Origin of the sequence: Nocardia sp. CDC153 (genome assembly GCF_035818515.1) — a bacterium.
In the GTDB taxonomy this organism is placed as follows: domain Bacteria; phylum Actinomycetota; class Actinomycetes; order Mycobacteriales; family Mycobacteriaceae; genus Nocardia.
Genome location: NZ_JAYKYU010000006.1, coordinates 294,950 through 310,214 on the forward strand (window position 1 = coordinate 294,950; position 15,265 = coordinate 310,214).

Annotated in this window: 19 protein-coding genes; 10 read left to right on the forward strand and 9 right to left on the reverse strand. The window is 65.5% G+C overall.

Annotation, left to right across the window (positions count from 1 at the left end):
- The first annotated feature begins 129 nt into the window (after positions 1-129).
- Complete coding sequence (locus VMT65_RS31650; protein ID WP_326312191.1) at positions 130-450, forward strand: hypothetical protein; 321 nt, start codon at positions 130-132, stop codon at positions 448-450.
- A 232-nt stretch (positions 451-682) separates the two neighbouring features.
- Here VMT65_RS31650 and VMT65_RS31655 read toward each other — a convergent pair whose 3' ends face one another.
- From VMT65_RS31655 to VMT65_RS31670, 4 genes are all read right to left on the reverse strand, one after another.
- A complete protein-coding gene (locus VMT65_RS31655; RefSeq protein WP_326312192.1) occupies positions 683-1,237 on the reverse strand; it encodes a chromate transporter in 555 nt (184 codons plus the stop codon).
- Positions 1,189-1,926 carry a chromate transporter gene (locus VMT65_RS31660; RefSeq protein ID WP_326312193.1) on the reverse strand — a complete coding sequence of 246 codons (738 nt, stop codon included), beginning with the start codon at positions 1,924-1,926 and terminating at the stop codon, positions 1,189-1,191. Before VMT65_RS31660 ends, VMT65_RS31655 begins: the two co-directional genes overlap by 49 nt.
- Positions 1,927-2,040: 114 nt before the next feature.
- Complete coding sequence (locus VMT65_RS31665) at positions 2,041-2,472, reverse strand: chromate resistance protein ChrB domain-containing protein (RefSeq protein WP_326312194.1); 432 nt, start codon at positions 2,470-2,472, stop codon at positions 2,041-2,043.
- On the reverse strand, positions 2,469-2,969 hold the full coding sequence (locus tag VMT65_RS31670) for a Chromate resistance protein ChrB (RefSeq protein ID WP_326312195.1): 501 nt from the start codon (positions 2,967-2,969) through the stop codon (positions 2,469-2,471). Before VMT65_RS31670 ends, VMT65_RS31665 begins: the two co-directional genes overlap by 4 nt.
- Positions 2,970-3,063: 94 nt before the next feature.
- On the opposite strand from VMT65_RS31670, the gene VMT65_RS31675 reads away from it, so the two are divergent.
- Genes VMT65_RS31675 through VMT65_RS31685 form a run of 3 tightly spaced genes read left to right on the forward strand, consistent with a single transcriptional unit; the run spans position 3,064 to position 5,499 of the window.
- Positions 3,064-4,074, forward strand: a complete 1,011-nt coding sequence (locus tag VMT65_RS31675; RefSeq protein ID WP_326312196.1) for a YncE family protein — start codon at positions 3,064-3,066, stop codon at positions 4,072-4,074.
- A gap of 30 nt (positions 4,075-4,104) precedes the next feature.
- Positions 4,105-5,088: a DUF1259 domain-containing protein gene (locus tag VMT65_RS31680; RefSeq protein ID WP_326312197.1), complete on the forward strand. Its 984-nt coding sequence runs from the start codon at positions 4,105-4,107 to the stop codon at positions 5,086-5,088.
- A gap of 42 nt (positions 5,089-5,130) precedes the next feature.
- Positions 5,131-5,499: a hypothetical protein gene (locus VMT65_RS31685; protein WP_326312198.1), complete on the forward strand. Its 369-nt coding sequence runs from the start codon at positions 5,131-5,133 to the stop codon at positions 5,497-5,499.
- Positions 5,500-5,555: 56 nt separating this feature from the next.
- Here VMT65_RS31685 and VMT65_RS31690 read toward each other — a convergent pair whose 3' ends face one another.
- From VMT65_RS31690 to VMT65_RS31710, 5 genes are all read right to left on the reverse strand, one after another.
- On the reverse strand, positions 5,556-5,840 hold the full coding sequence (locus tag VMT65_RS31690) for a hypothetical protein (protein ID WP_326312199.1): 285 nt from the start codon (positions 5,838-5,840) through the stop codon (positions 5,556-5,558).
- A gap of 76 nt (positions 5,841-5,916) precedes the next feature.
- A complete protein-coding gene (locus VMT65_RS31695; protein WP_326312200.1) occupies positions 5,917-7,077 on the reverse strand; it encodes an IS110 family transposase in 1,161 nt (386 codons plus the stop codon).
- A gap of 404 nt (positions 7,078-7,481) precedes the next feature.
- A complete protein-coding gene (locus tag VMT65_RS31700; RefSeq protein ID WP_326312201.1) occupies positions 7,482-8,312 on the reverse strand; it encodes a hypothetical protein in 831 nt (276 codons plus the stop codon).
- A 144-nt stretch (positions 8,313-8,456) separates the two neighbouring features.
- On the reverse strand, positions 8,457-8,711 hold the full coding sequence (locus VMT65_RS31705; RefSeq protein WP_326312202.1) for a hypothetical protein: 255 nt from the start codon (positions 8,709-8,711) through the stop codon (positions 8,457-8,459).
- A 77-nt stretch (positions 8,712-8,788) separates the two neighbouring features.
- Positions 8,789-9,322: a hypothetical protein gene (locus tag VMT65_RS31710; RefSeq protein ID WP_157386789.1), complete on the reverse strand. Its 534-nt coding sequence runs from the start codon at positions 9,320-9,322 to the stop codon at positions 8,789-8,791.
- Positions 9,323-9,614: 292 nt separating this feature from the next.
- Between VMT65_RS31710 and VMT65_RS31715 the strand changes: the two genes are divergently transcribed.
- From VMT65_RS31715 to VMT65_RS31740, 6 genes are all read left to right on the forward strand, one after another.
- Positions 9,615-9,800 (forward strand): hypothetical protein, encoded by a 186-nt coding sequence (locus tag VMT65_RS31715; RefSeq protein ID WP_326312203.1) that lies wholly within the window; start codon positions 9,615-9,617, stop codon positions 9,798-9,800.
- Positions 9,801-11,240: 1,440 nt separating this feature from the next.
- Positions 11,241-11,627 carry a hypothetical protein gene (locus tag VMT65_RS31720; RefSeq protein ID WP_326312204.1) on the forward strand — a complete coding sequence of 129 codons (387 nt, stop codon included), beginning with the start codon at positions 11,241-11,243 and terminating at the stop codon, positions 11,625-11,627.
- A gap of 279 nt (positions 11,628-11,906) precedes the next feature.
- On the forward strand, positions 11,907-12,194 hold the full coding sequence (locus VMT65_RS31725) for a hypothetical protein (RefSeq protein ID WP_326312205.1): 288 nt from the start codon (positions 11,907-11,909) through the stop codon (positions 12,192-12,194).
- Positions 12,191-12,940 carry an MBL fold metallo-hydrolase gene (locus VMT65_RS31730; RefSeq protein WP_326312206.1) on the forward strand — a complete coding sequence of 250 codons (750 nt, stop codon included), beginning with the start codon at positions 12,191-12,193 and terminating at the stop codon, positions 12,938-12,940. Before VMT65_RS31725 ends, VMT65_RS31730 begins: the two co-directional genes overlap by 4 nt.
- A gap of 68 nt (positions 12,941-13,008) precedes the next feature.
- Entirely contained in the window at positions 13,009-13,965 is a 957-nt protein-coding gene (locus VMT65_RS31735) for a purine-nucleoside phosphorylase (RefSeq protein WP_326312207.1), read from the forward strand.
- A gap of 54 nt (positions 13,966-14,019) precedes the next feature.
- The gene (locus tag VMT65_RS31740; RefSeq protein ID WP_326312208.1) at positions 14,020-15,177 is read left to right on the forward strand and encodes an acyl-CoA dehydrogenase family protein; all 1,158 of its coding nucleotides are present in this window, start codon (positions 14,020-14,022) and stop codon (positions 15,175-15,177) included.
- The last annotated feature ends 88 nt before the right edge of the window (positions 15,178-15,265 follow it).

Consider the following 15,265-nt stretch of genomic DNA (forward strand, 5'->3'; position numbering starts at 1 on the left):
AGACGAACGCACTCAATTGCCGCGACCCGGGCGGTTCGACATGGCCGCCGAGTCCGTCAAAGGCCAACGGGCGGTGGTTACAGCTGAGCCTCGATGAATTAGGGATGGCGTCGTGGAACGCTGTTGGCCATGGATAGATGGTCTGGGTATCCGAGCCTGCCGAGCAGCTGGCTGGACCTGCGTGGCGACGACGATGAAGTGGAACGTCGACGGCGGGCAGTTGAGCGGGAGCTGGCGGCCGAGCTTTCACCCGATCACCAACTGTTCGGACATCGGGCGGCGGTGGTCGGTCAGTCGGAATCTACCGATGACATTCTGTTGCTGCTGGAGGGCCGCATCTGGGCTCTGGTTCACCTGACATGGCGTGGTTCGCCCGAGCGACCACCATGGCCGAGGGTGAAAACCTATGACAGCGTGCACGCTGTACAAGAAGCTCTCGACCACAACTAGCGGCCGTCAATGGCGCGCTTTTAAGTCACACTCCCGCGGCCTGCAACGGCGGGACTCATCGACTAGAACGCACCATAGTGCCGCGACCCGCGCGGTTCGAAACGGCCAAACGGCTGGCCCTGAAGATCGCTGGGGCAGACCGGTTTGATCTCGAGCCCGCCGCCCCCAGCGGCGACCGAACGCACTGTCCTGCCGAATGTCGTGCGTCCGAACGGGCTCGTTTCGCTCGTAGTCAGTGCAGGAGCAGTCCGAGGATGCCTGCGGCGAGTACGACGTAGGGTTCCTTGATTTTGAATCGCCACAGCACGCCGAGGGTGGTCAGGGCGATGGCGGCGGTGATCCAGTCGGTTACCGCCTCTCGCGTTAGGACTACCACGGCTCCGGAGAGGGCTCCTGCGGCGGCTGCGGTCGCGCCGGTGACGAAGGCGCGGATTTGTGGGTTGTCGCGGTGGCTCAGGAACCAGCGGCCGGGGACGACGACGCCGAGGTAGATAGGGATGAAGATGGCGATGGTGGAGACTATGGCACCGGTCAGCCCGCCGACGAGGTAGCCGATGAATCCGGCGGTAATCACGACCGGGCCCGGGGTGATCAGACCCATGGCAACCGCATCCAGGAATTGGCCGTCGGTGAGCCAATGATGTTGGTGGACAACGCCATCGCGCAGGAACGGCACGATCGCCAGGCCCGAGCCGAACACGACCGCACCAGTTTTGAGGAAGAACAAGCCGAGCGCGGTCAGGGTGCCGCCCCCGGCCAGCGCGCCGAGGCCGAGCAGCATCGGCATGGCCGAGCCTCACCACGATCTCCTCGGTCCTCGGCCTCCGGCTCCGAGTCATCCTCGGTAGCAACGGCTTTACGCCGACGCCGCCAAGCCGCCAGGTCTGGTCGGGCGTCGAGGGTGATCATCAGCAATCCCGCTCCGATGATGACCAGGATCGGTTCGGTGCCGGTCACCGCGGTGAGTACGAAGATGACCGCGCTGATCGTCCATAGTCGCCAGTCTTTGCGGTCGGTCATTTTGACCAGGTTGATCGCGGCGAGGGTGATGATGGCCATCACCGCAGGTGCGATGCCGTAGAACAGCGACTGCACGACAGTGAGTCCGGAGTAGCGGGCGTAGATCGCGCCGACGGCGACCACCATCAGGAACGAGGGTGCGATGAAAGCCCCGGCGACCGCGGCGGCTCCGAGTGCGCCGCGGCGCATGAACCCCACCCACATGGCGACCTGCGCGGCGAGCGGGCCGGGCATGGTCTGCCCGAGGGCGACGCCGTCGAGGAAGTCCTGACGGTTCATCCATGCGCGTTTCTCCACCAGGTCGCGCTGCATGTAGCCGACCACGGCGATCGGTCCGCCGAACCCGACGGCTCCCAGTTTCAGGAAATAGGCCAGGACACTGCCGAATCCGACCTGGTTTGCCGGGGTGGCTCCGGTCGAGGCGTCATGGCCTGTCGGCGATCCTGCGTCACTCATGCGAGGAATGTAACCATGGTTGCATCAATTATTCGATGTGGGGTCATTCACGGAAAGCAATCGGGGCCGCCCACGTATGGGCGGGCGGCCCCAGGGTGTCTCGGGTAGGTACGGTCAGGCTGGTTCGCGTCCGAGCAGGGTGGCGCGGCGGTGGAATTCGTAGAGCCCATCGAACATCGGTCCGGTGAGTTCGAGGATGCGTTCGTCGGTGCAGATCATCGACAGGCCGCGCAGCACGGTGTCGAGGCCGGGGGCCTCGGGGGCGTCGTAGCGTTCGTCGTCGAGGTCGGCCTCGTGCACGATGGCGGCCAGTTTCCACAGCACCGGGTCGTGTAGGTCGTAGCGGCGCAGGATGGTTTCGAAGCTGCAATCTCCGCCGTGATGCGACAGCTCCACCCCGCGCATGTCGAAACCGGTCGCGTCGGCGGGCAGTTCGCTCGGGTCGCCGACGAACACGAACTCGGCGTCCGGGTCGACGTGCCGGCGGAGCAGCCACGCACACGCGGCCCGGTCGATGTGAATACCGGCACGGGTCGCCCACTTCACGACGACACCCGCTTGGTCCGTGAAACATCCAGCATGGCAAGGGATTCGATGGCGGACACGGCCTTCTCTCGTTCGGCGGGCGGGAAGTAATCGCGACGTTGGATGCGACGCAGTTCGGTGCGCAGGCGTCGCGCGAGCGACTGCCGCGCGGTCACCGAGGCCGGTGCGGCCGCGGCTTCGGCGGTGAGGGCGGCATATTCGGCGGCGCGGGCCTCGGCCATGCTCGCGGCCAGGGCGCGTTCGGTGGCCAGGGTGGTGGGGCGGGCGATCCACAACGACGCGCTGCCCTCGGCCTCGAGGACTTCCTCGGCGATCCATTCCAAATGCTCGCGGGTGCGGGCGTCGGCGGGCAGGGCGACCAGGCCGTCGGAGATCTGCCCGACACCGAGGGCTTTGAGCTTGCGCCAGACCGCGATCCGCCGCGTGGAAGGGTCGCGCGGCATCCGGTAGGACAGCATCACCCACTCGCCCGGCGTGCCGGGTCGTTGGTCGAGCATTGAACCTCCCGTGTGCTGCCCGCGTGAAACCACTATCGTAGTCTCGCAACCACGGTTACATTCCCGGGGAGAGGGAGGCGGTGCGGTGGGGTCGATGCGGCAGGTGGCGACGGTGGCCGCCATCGCGATACTGGCGGCCGGGTGCACCGCGTCGCAGGCACCGTCCACGACCAGCGGCGATCTACCGCTACACAAGGTCGGGGAGCTTGCTTTGACCGGCGGCTCGGCGCGTTTCGACTACATCAGTCTCGATCCCGGGCGCGGGTTGTTGTTCCTGGCACATATGGGAGCCGGGCAATTGATCGAGGTCGACGTCCGCGCACATCGAGTGGTGCGCACCCTCCCCGATACCCCTGACGTGCACGGCGTTCTGGTCGTGCCCGGCAAACATCGGGTCTATGCGACGGTCACCGGCCGCAACCAGGTCGTGGCCTTCGACGAGGACACCGGCGCGGTGGCGTTCACCGCTCCGACCGGCGACTATCCCGACGGCCTGGCCTACGACCCCGTACGCGGCGCGGTGTGGACGACCAACGAGCGGGCCGGCAGCGAGACCGTGGTCGACGCCGACACCGGAAACGTGCGTGCCCCAGTGGCTTTGGGTGGCGAGGTCGGCAATGTCGTCTACGACCCGGCCACCGACAGGATGGTCGTCGCGGTGCAAGGCAGCGGCGAGCTCGCGGTGATCGCGCCGGATACCTTCACCGTCACCGACCGCATCCCGACACCGGGCTGCCAGGGTCCGCACGGGCAGGCCCTCGACAACGCGTATCAGCTGATGTTCGTCGGCTGCGAGGACAGCGCCACCTTGATCACCGTCGACCTCGCCCGGCACCAGATCCTCGACCACAACAGCGTCGGCCAGACACCCGACGTCCTCGCCTACGACGCGAGCGCGCAGCGGGTGTACGTCGCCTCCGAAAGCGGCTGGGTGAGCGTGTTCGACCGCCGTGAGGGTCACACCACCGCGGCAGGGGCGAAGCACCTCGCCGACGGCGCGCACACCCTCGCTCTCGACCCGACCACCCGTCACTCCTACTTTCCAATCCCGAAGGGCGCACCCGACGGCGGGCCCTCGCTCTGGGAATTCGAACCCACCACCTAACCCGTACCCGCAACGGCGACAGGACATCTCATGCGCACTCCCGTCAGTGGATCCGTCCGACGTGTGGCGATCCTGACCGCACTGCTCGCCGTCACCGTGACGGCAGGCTGTTCGAACAACGGCGGCAACAATTCGAGCACTACGTCGATGAGTATGCCGATGGGCGGCAGCCACAAACCCGTCGCCACCACCGACGCCGATTGGAAGGCTGTCAGCGATATCCTCGGCCGCACAGGCAAATTCGGTGACAGCAACACCGTCTATCGCATCCCGCTGGTCCGCTCCGACCTGCAGGTCACCACCGGTGGTGTGCAGATCAAACCGGGCCTGTCGCTGGGCGGCTATGCCGCGTTCGGCAAATTCGACGACGGCACCATGGTGATGGGCGACCTCGTCGTCACCGAAGCCGAGTTACCCAAGCTCACCGACGCCTTGCAGGCCAACAGCATTCAACAGACCGCCCTGCACAAACACCTCCTCGAACAATCCCCACAGATCTGGTGGACCCACATCGAAGGCACGGGCGACCCGGCCAAACTCGCCCAGGGTCTGAAAGCGGCCCTCGACACCACCGCCATCCCGCCTGCCGCCGCGCCCCCGGCCCAGCAGCCGCCGGTCGACATCGACACCGCCGCAGTGGACGCAGCATTGGGCCGCAAGGGCACCGCCGACGGCGGGCTGTTCAAATACACCCTCGCCCGCGCGGAAACCATCAGCGAGAACGGCCACGTCCTGCCGCCGACCTTCGGCGTCACCACCGTCGTCAACTTCCAACCCGTCGGCGAGGGCAAGGCCGCCATCAACGGCGACTTCGCCCTGACCGCAACAGAAGTCAACAAGGTCATCGAAGCCCTGTGCAAGGGCGGCATCGACGTCGTCGAGGTCCACAACCACATGCTCTCCGACGACCCGCACCTGTTCTTCCTGCACTACTGGGCCGTCGACGACGCCGTCACACTGGCCAAGGCACTGCGCCCGGCCCTCGACGCCACCAACCTCGCACCCGCGAAATAGCCCCAGCCACAAGCGTTCCACCACTCGCAAACCGAGGACCTCGTGACCGTCGCGGCTACCGGGCCAGTATTCAGCCACCTGCACATCCTGCTCACCGCGGCGATCACGGCCGCCCTCACCACCGGTTTCGCCGTCTGGCGGCTGGGCCGCGACGCCTGGATCGACGTGCTCGGCACCGGCCTCGCCACCGGTGCCGCGGTCTACCTCTGGCGAACCAGCGCCAACATGCCGCAACTCAACGACGACGGCCTACCACACTTCTCAGCCAACGACTGGCTGGCACCGGTACTGGTCTACCTGTTCATCTCGTTGTACGCGACACTGCGGCCACCAGCCGACCGACAACGCTTCGAACAGACACGCGCGCTCGCCGTCCTGACCGCACTGGCAGTCAACGTCATCACAATCTGAGCCGCAAACGCACTCAACTAGCCGCGACCCGCGCGGTGCCAGCCGAAAGTGTAGGTTCACACCTCGGGTTTCCGGTCCGCTCGATGAGATAAGCGCTGGGTGAACGTCTCCGCCCACGCGGCAGCTTCTGATCCGTCGTCCTCATCGGGCACCGACCTGCCGGGCCGTGCCTGCCCCGGCAATGCAGCCCGCTTGTCACCACCGGGGCGGGCTTGCATGGCGAGTATCCGAACGCACCAGGACAAGTAGGCTTCCAGGCTCATCCCAGCCGCGTCGGCAGCCTCGAGCAGCGTGAGTCGATCCTCGTCGCCCACGGTCACGACAATGTCCCAACTCGGCATGGCCGTAAACGATATCTCGCGCACATCACTGTTGCCTGATAGGTGACTCGACATCCGCACATGCCTCCCCTCTATGTCAAGACGTGGGTGTGGGGGCGGGGTTAGCCTGGATGACGGGTCCGGGATGTGGCTTGTCCGAAGGATCGGTATGCGGGTTGAAGCCGGTCGCGCTGGAGCCAGGAGTCGTTCCCGATTGCCCTCCCGGGCCTGCTAATTCACGACGTCGTTGGTCGGCGAGCATCCGCGTGTAGATGACGTTGGAGAGTCGGCGTTTGAGTGCGCGCAGGGCTTCCATCGAGGTCTTGCCGCCGGTCTTGCGTAGGTCGTAGTAGGCGCGCCCGGGTGTGCGGTTGCGCAGTTGGACGATGGCCATGATGTGCAGGACCCGGTTGATCTTTCGGTTCCCGGCGCGCGAAAGTCGATGCCTTTTCTGATCTCCGGAGGAGGCGTCCAGGGGCGCGGTGCCGTTCCAGGACGCGAACCGATCCCGGTCCCGAAACCGCCGGATATCGCCGACGTCGGCTAAAAGCCTTGCCGCGGAGGACGGTCCGATCCCGTGCAGGTCCATCAGGGTGCATCCGCGTTCGATGACCAGTTGCCGCAGCTCTTTGTCGGCGGTCCTGATTTTGCGGTCGATGGTTTCCAGGTCGTCGATCAGCTCGACGACCAGCCGCAACCGGACCCGGACGGCCGCGTCCGAGGGCGCGATCGGGGCGATCAACTCCCGGGCCTGGCGGGCGGAGAGAAACACCTTGGCGCCGCCGGGGATCAATTCCAGCAGCAGCCGGTGCAGCCGGCCGAGGGTTTCGGTGCGGGCGCGGCCGAGTTCGTCGCGGCGATCGGCGAGCATGCCCAGCGCGATCAGGTCCGGATCGGCTTGGACGCGACGCAGATTCGGGGAATGCAACGCGGCCAACGCGACGGAGTGGGCGTCGACCGGATCGGTTTTGCGGCCGTTGCCGGTGGCGAAGACCCGCACCTGCGCTGACAGTTTCGCGGGCACGTCGATCACGGATTCGCCGTCGTGAACGAGGCGGTGTGCCAGGTGACGGCCGATGCCGTTGCAGCCTTCGACCGCCCAGACCCGATCGGTGAATCGTTGTGCAGCAGTGAGCATTTCCGAGTATCCGGCGTTGTCGGTGCTGTATCGACCGGTCAGTAGTATCCGTCCGGTCGGGTCGATGGCTTCGATGGTGGCCGAGCGTTTGTGTGGGTCCATCCCGATGATGACGGTCATCGCCGTGCCTCCCGTATGCGCGAACCTTGGTGTCCGTGCGGGAGGGCACCGCTAGTACGAGCTTGGGGCAGACCCCTCTTCAGCCACTCCCTGCACGGTGACCGGTGGGAGGCAAGCCATGTGAGAGCCACACCAATCCAGACGGTGGGCAGCCGCTTATAGGGAGCTTCCCACCGGGCACCTGGACCTGATCCTGGCCGGGATCCGATCCTGACACCAGTCTCTTACTAGCCGCGAGCCGCGCCGATCGAACCGGCCAGCGCGACGGGACGGAAGATCAAGTGGCGGTGTCGGTTCGAGGCCGGCAGAACGTCCTGCACTGGGCCGAATCCTGGCCGGGAACCGGCACTGCCATCGAGTGCCCAAGTAGCCGAGTCGCGGTCGGCTGATATCGATCGTGAAGTTCAGCCGTTCTTGTGTGGTGTGGGGTCGGTGCTCGCCAGGTATTCATCCAGTCTGCGCTGCTGCGCGATTCGCGCTCGCTCGCTTCCCCTCGGCGGGGTCAGCATCGCTCGCACCTGCTTGGGCGTGATGCTCGCCCGCTGGTCAGGATGGTCGACCAGGAACCGGATGGTCGCCGCGAGCGCGCCGGGCTCCACGGTCCATGCTCCGGTCGGTATCGTCCACTGTCCCTCGGGGTCCCGCTGCCGCGCCCGCGCGGTTGGTTTCGATCTGTCGATCACTGCCGATGGTGGACAGGTGAGGACGATCTGCAGGTACGAACCGCCTCGCTCCACCTGCTTGGCTCTCGTCGCCACCGCCGTGATCGCCTCCCAGGGCAGCTCCCAGTCGAAGCCGGCGTAGGCCACGTGCAAGGTGTGTTCGGCGAAGGTGATGTGCCGCGAGATCCCGGTGAGAAGAAGCGCTGTGAAGAATCCGCTCCCGAGCATGAGGATGAGACCAGCCGCTACGAACCATCGGGGGACGTCTGCGGTGAGGCCGTACCAGAGAATCGTGGCACCGGCGACGATGAGAAGGAAGGAGAATCGTCCCACCGGGCTGCGCCAGGGACGATAACGCAGAACCGCTCGCCCGGCCACTACCGCCATGGCGGGACGCTCGGGAGTGGAGAACATCGAAACCGCTGCCAGACCGAAGGATACGAAAACTAGTCGATGGTCCCCCGGCCCGCCGAACACGGCCATGGCCAAGAAAACGAGCCCGGCCAACGGATAGATCAGAGGAAACATCCTCCGGCCCAGGACCGGCTCGAAACCCGCCGGTCTGTCGGACACCCGCCGCGTCATAGGGCCCCCTCCGTTCCCCCGTCGGCGACGAGCACGATCGACAGCCGACCGGCCGCGGCCGTAGATCAGAATCGTAGTCCCTTTCGTTGCGGGGGAAGCGTTTCCAGCCGCCGAGCCGGTGGGCCGACGGCGTCAGAAGTCGGTCAACGCGTGCCGTTGCTCCCATAGCTTGGCCTTGGCGAACGCCTCATGCACGTCGTACGCCGAAATGCGTACGGTCATCGACCGATCTACCTGCACCTCGGCCGCATTCGGTATCGCCCTGACCTTGATCAGCGCTTCGGCGACCTTGCGTTCCATCTGCTGCGAGTACTTCGTCATGTATGCCGGATCGGCGTTGATCGTCTGCAACAGCGGGCGGTTCTCGGACTGATGCTCTCGGAGCACGTCACCGATCAGCGACCGGAATCGACTTCGGCGGGCGGCAAGAACATCCGCTTCTGCCGACGAAAGGATGAGTGCACTCAGAGGAAAGCTTCCAGAACGGTCTCGCAGAAGGCGATGTCGACTGCATCGTCAGCGATGAACCGATCCGCCTCGGACAGGAGAGCCGATGCCCGGTCTGTCACGTCCTCGTCCAAGTAACAGACGAGCTCGTGACATGCCATGCCTTCCCAGATGAGCTCCTCGGCCCGATCCCGAGGTTCGTGATCGCGGATATGCCGCCACACGATGTCCAGGCGGGCTGCCGCCGCGTCCTGATCGAGAATCCCGAGCCGCCACGAACGTCCGATCAACCCGCAGACTGCGCTCCAGAACCCCAGCAACGGCAGGTCTCCCAGGTCAGGCTTCGACTGCGCCCGCAGATGCCGGACAGCATCATCGATGCTGGGGCGCCAGATCGAGGGCATTGCGGCCAGCGCGAGTGCGGCAGGCCAATCGCCTCCAAGCGCTACGACGGGCTTGGCGAGGTCCATCCAGTCCACGTTGTCGAAACAGACGCCGAACTGTGAATCAGTCAGGGAGTGAACCACTTGCGCCAATCCAGCCCGCACCACACGCCGGAGCGTAGCAGCGTAACGAGTTCCGACCTGAATCCGGGCGATTCATGATCATCTACATGAGATTGCGGCAGCATCCGCTTATGCCGATGAGGTTAGGCCGGGGCGGGGACATCGCATTCGGCTCGCCCGCGCGTTGTCCGCGATACTGGTACACCAGTCCAGAATCCCCGGGCGGCCATCTGTAAGTTGTTGTCCGGCAGGGAAGGAACGTTCGGTCTCGGTGTGGAGCTATTGGTGGGCGGTCGGTTGGGGCGTGGGGGTGAGCCTGTTGGGTTGGAGACTGGTGATGGACGAGGACTTCCGACGCCGCCAGGTGGAACTACGACTTCGCTGGGAAATGAAGCGTGCTGGGCGTGACGAGGCCAGGTTGAGATCCCAGATGATGACCCAGTACAAGGTGGCAGGCTACGTGATGCTGCTGGTCGGCCCAGTGGCCGTGATCCTCGGATCCATTAGCCTCATAGCCCACTGATCGGAGGAGTCCCGCTGCTCAAATAGAACAGCGTTTCATCGACTGATGGCAACACTCCACCGACTCGCACCGCCTTCGAGGAACTGCAGAGCCGCGACGCTGCTCCGTGACGTCGGTCAACGCATCGCTTTCATGTTTCCCCGAGAGTTGTTCTCCGATCAGGAAATCGAACGTCTCCGGGTACTGCCGGTGGTCGCAGGGTCTGCAGGTGTCGGTAGGCATCGGTAGGTTGTCGGTGACCGAAGGGGTCGGTCACCGCAGAACTGGGTCTGACACGCCGTCCACAGTGAACACACGCGGACAGCCCAGCGCCAGCCAGCACGTCTTTCTATGCGTGGCGAAGGATTCAACCAGCCGTTGCCGATCCGGGGCGGCGAGTATCCTCACCCACAAAGAAGCTGTCCGCCAGTATTTCGTCAGGGGCCTGGATCGATGCTGCGCGTCGATGGTCAGCCCACGTATCCCCACTCGCAGTCGGTATAGAGGTCGGCAGATATTGGGGATCGGCGCACCAAGACCGAACACGGATCTGCGGTCGAAGTTGTTCTGGTGTATAGAGTCATCGAGGTCGACCCGGCACAGTCGAACCCGACGGACTGCCAACGGGACGTGTCGGCGCACGTGGCAGCCCGATGGCTGTAGTTGGCGGGCATCACCAGGGGCTGTTCATCCAGCCACGCTGCCGGCGCACTGAACTGGGTGATGTATTCGTATCGAGGGTCACCCATCCACCCGCCACCCGTACAGCGGTCTTCTGCTCGTTTCAACCGGAACTGTTGCGGGACAATGAATGCGAAATGCTCCGTCAACTGCGCCCGCACCTGCTCATCAGTCAGGGACCCGCACGTCGGACCCGCGGCTGCGTTCCGTGGCGCGGACCGACCGACCATCACGAGTCCCATCAGCACGACAACCGCCGAGACGCCGACCACTATCAACCCTCCACGCCATCCCAGGGCGCGCCGAATTTGCATTGCCGCCTGCCACCTCCCCGGTAGCCCCTGCGGCACAACCGATCCACCCACACGATATCGATCACAGCCGACAACTGACCTACTGATGGACCTGCGGCGCCATCACTCGACGCTCCGCCGGCCGCAGCCGCAGCTTCCGGCTCGGTGCAGTGGAATGTCGAGATCATTTGGACGCACCGGCGAAGGTCGTGGTGGAACCTGGATGGGAAGCGGCCTTCATACGCAAGGAATCGCGGCACTAATCGGTACCTGCGGATCTCGCACCGCGAACGCACGATAAGTAGCCGCCTCCCGCGCGGTTCGAAGCGGTCAACGCGGTCCTGGGGACGACCGACGGCCCGAGGCAACTCGGGCCGTTCTGGTGTCCACAAATGCCGAGATGAGTGTGGTGGGCCTATCCGTGCATTCATCCGCGCTCCGTGGCAGCTTCCCACCAGAATCCTTGCAGTAGTGCACGATTAGGCCCATGCCCGACCAGTCCATCCAGGCCGTCCTCAAGGACGGACTGATCAATCACGGCCGCATCATCGAAACAACGCTTTCGACACTGGAAGCGGACCCGCTGCTCGCGGAGCTGGCCACGCTGATCGAGGACGCCGACGAGGCCGACGTGCGGGAGGCGGTGCTGTGGGCACTGAACTCTCCCGAGTGTGCGTACGTCGGCCAAGCACTGCAGTACTTCGGGCACGCATTCCGGTGGGAGTGGCTGCGAACCGAGATCCAGCAGCGTTTCGACGAGGCGACATCCAGGGACGACCTGCGCGCGATGCGCTGCTGGGAACAGATTCTCGAAGCCTTCGAAGAGGTGGCGCCAGGATGCCGATCGCTGGGCGAGCTAGAGGTTCCGGAATGATGGGGCCCATGACCAGCGAGGAAGGCGGTGGCAAGGAAGCATGGCGCGACAAGGATGGCCGATGGCATTACACCCCTGAAGGACGAGCCAACATGATTGCACGGGCGCGACAGAACAGGAGCGACAGCCAAGCCCTACTGGGTATGCTGGCCGACCGGTTGACACCTGACGCCCTCGAACGGTTTCGGACCTACCAGTTTGTCGGTGAGTGGTTAATGGTGGTCTCATCCTTCGCCGCGTGGCTCGTGAAAAACAAGGTCGCCATCACCGCCGCCGAACATGACTTCCTCCGCACGGTCCGGCGATCGGCCCGTCGAAGACGCGCCCACCTCGTGGGCGTATGCCGAAATCGCCACGGACACCGGGCTGTTCAGCAGTACGGCCCGGCTCGGTCGCGGCGTGGCGGCGACGGCCGCCATCGCCGCCGAGACCGTGCGCAGGCTCCTCCAGTCGGATCGAGGCAAGGCCGGTGCGTGGACCCCCGGGGCCGCGTTCGGACCCGAGTTCGTTCCCGCCGTGACCGGAATGCTGGTGACGGGCAACGAGTCCGAGGCGGTCCGGCGATGAGCACCCTGCCCGAGCGGATGCACCGCCTCGGCGACGAGTACGTCAACTTCTGGCTGCTCGACGACCCGGCGGGCGTGGTCCTCATCGACGCCGGACTGCCCCGGCACTGGTCCGGCCTGACCGCCGCGCTCGCGGCACGCGGCCGATCGCTCGCCGACATCACCGCGGTGCTGCTGACCCACGCCCATGCCGACCATCTCGGCCTGGCCGCGCGCATCGCCCGGGAGTCCGAGGCGGAGGTCTGGGTTCACGCCGACGACGCCGCACTCGCCGCCGATCCCCGTGCGGTGAACCGGTATTCGCCCTCGGAGCGGTCCCTTGCACCGTATCTGCTGCGGCATCCGAGCGGTCTGCGCGCGCCGCTGCACATGCTGCGCCTCGGCATGGCGTGGACGCCGCGTGTGCCGCGGGTCCGCACGTTCACCGACGGGCAGCGGCTGGATCTGCCCGGCAATCCCGTGGCCGTGCACACGCCCGGGCATACACCCGGCAGCGCGACCTTCCTGCTGTCGGAGTATGGAATCGCCTGCACCGGAGACACTCTCGTGACCGATGACGCCATCGGCGGGCGCCGCGGACCGACCGCGATCTGCCGGGGAATGACCAACGACGGTGCCGCGGCCACCCGTTCGCTGCGGCGGCTGACCGAGTTCGACGCCGAGCTCGTCCTTCCGGGTCACGGCGCACCGTGGACCGACGGTCTGGCCGCCGCGGCGCGGGTCGCCCTCGATCGCGGTATCGATTGATGCCGACCGCGGCCTCGGCTGACATCGACGATCCCGGCTTTTGACCGGAATGTCGCTATTGTTTCGCCATGACCACTCGTTGCCAGAAGATCGCTGTCGCTGTGGGAGTGGCCGCCTTGGCCCTCGCCGGTTGCTCCTCGAACTCGAAGAGTGATTCGGACAAGATCGATGTCGGAGTCCTGGTCATCACCATGTTCGACCCGGAGAACGAGGTCTGGTTGCAGCGGGAACAGCTGTCGACCACCGTCGACGTGCCGGGCGCGTTCAAGCCGGTGCGGTGCAATGCGGACAAACTGTGTGTGGCCGAGACCGGGCAGGGTAAGGCCAATGCCGCCACGACCATGATGGCCATTCTCGGTAGTGACAAGTTCGACTTCTCCAAGGCCTACTTCCTCACCGCCGGAATCGCCGGAACCCCGCCCGAGCAGGGCACTCTCGGCGGTGCGGCCTGGGCGCGCTGGGTGGTGGACTTCGATCTGGGCAACCACCTGGAACCGGCCGCCGCACCGGACGTTCCGTTCGGCTTCCGCCCGGTGGAGGATTACAACACCGCCGCCTACGAACTCGACGGTTCCCTGGTGGACAAGGCGTACGCCTGGACCAAGGACGCGAAGCTGGCCGATAGCCCGGACGCGGCCGCCGAGCGTGCCCAGTACCCGGGGCAGGAGGGCCGCACGCCCGCGGTCATGAAGTGCGACACCATGACCGGCGACGACTTCTTCTCCGGCAAGTTCCTCTCCGACACCGCGGGCTTCATCATGAAGGACCGCACCAAGGGCGCGGGCACCTACTGCACGACCCAGATGGAGGACAACGCCACCGCCACCGCCTTGAAGGCGCACGGCTACCTCAACCGCTATCTGTCGTTGCGGACCATGAGCAATTTCGACCAGCCCTACCCGGGCCAGTCCGTGGTCCAGCACCTGGACCAGAGCAGCGGCGGCTTCAAGATCGCCCTCGAGAACCAGTACACCCTCGGCAAGACCGTCGCCGAGCAGCTGCTGAAGAACCCGCCCCAGGGCTGAGCATGGCCGGGATTCTCTGGTCCGGGACGCCGCGGATCCCGGACCATGGGGTCCATGGAACGCGGGCACTACGGTCACGATCATCGGGCATTCGCCGAATTGGCGCGGGGATTCGTGCGCAAGGAGGTCGCGCCGCACTATCTCGAGTTCGAGGCGGCCGGAATCGTGCCGCGCTCGGTCTTCGCGCGGGCGGGGGAGCTGGGACTGCTCGGCTTCGCGGTGCCGCAGAGCTACGGCGGGCTGGGGGTCGACGACTTCCGGTTCAATCAGATCCTCATCGAGGAGTTCATGGCGGGCGATTGCGCCGGGGTCGGACTGAATTTCGCGCTGCACAACGACATTTGCACGCCGTACCTGGTGAAACTGACCACCGAGGAACAGCGCGAGCGATGGCTGCCGGGCTTCGTCGCCGGGACCAGGATCGCCGCCATCGGCATGACCGAGCCGGGCGCGGGCTCGGATGTGGCCGGAATCCGCACGGCCGCAGTCGATATGGGCGACCACTTCCTGGTGAACGGCGCGAAGACCTTCATTACCAATGGCATCAACGCCGATCTGGTCATCACCGCCGTCCGCACCTCGCCGGAACGGCATCGCGGGCTGAGTCTGCTGGTGCTCGAGCGCGGCATGGCGGGCTTCGAACGTGGCCGCAATCTCGAGAAGCTGGGTCTGAAGTCGCAGGACACCGCGGAGCTGACCTTCACCGATGTCCGTGTCCCCAAGGCGAATCTGCTGGGCGAGGTGGGCCGGGGCTTCGAATACCTGATGGGCAATCTGCCGCAGGAACGCATGCAGATCGCGGTCGCCTGTCTGGCGAGGGCGCGCGTCGCGCTGGAGCTCACGATCGAATATGTCGGTGCCCGACAGGCTTTCGGTCAGCCCGTCGGAGCGTTCCAGAACACGAAGTTCACCCTCGCGGACGTGTCGACGGAAATCTCTGTGGCGGAGGCGTTCATCGACAAATGCGTGCTGGAACTCAATGCCCGACGCTTGACCCCCGCCGACGCGGCCAAGGCCAAACTGTGGGCCTCGGAAATGGAATTCCGCTGTATCGACCGGTGCCAACAGCTCTTCGGCGGCTACGGCTACATGCGCGAATACCCGATTGCCCGCGCCGCCGCCGACGCCCGGATCACCCGCGTCTACGGCGGCACGTCCGAGATCATGCGCGAAATCATCGGCCGCGACCTGAAACTCGACGGCCCGCGATAATTGCCTTGCGGCCGTAGGGAATTCACCTCGGCCACGCGGAAGTCCGCCCGCGGCTGGCCCGGCTCGTTCCTGGAGTTCGAGCAGGCAA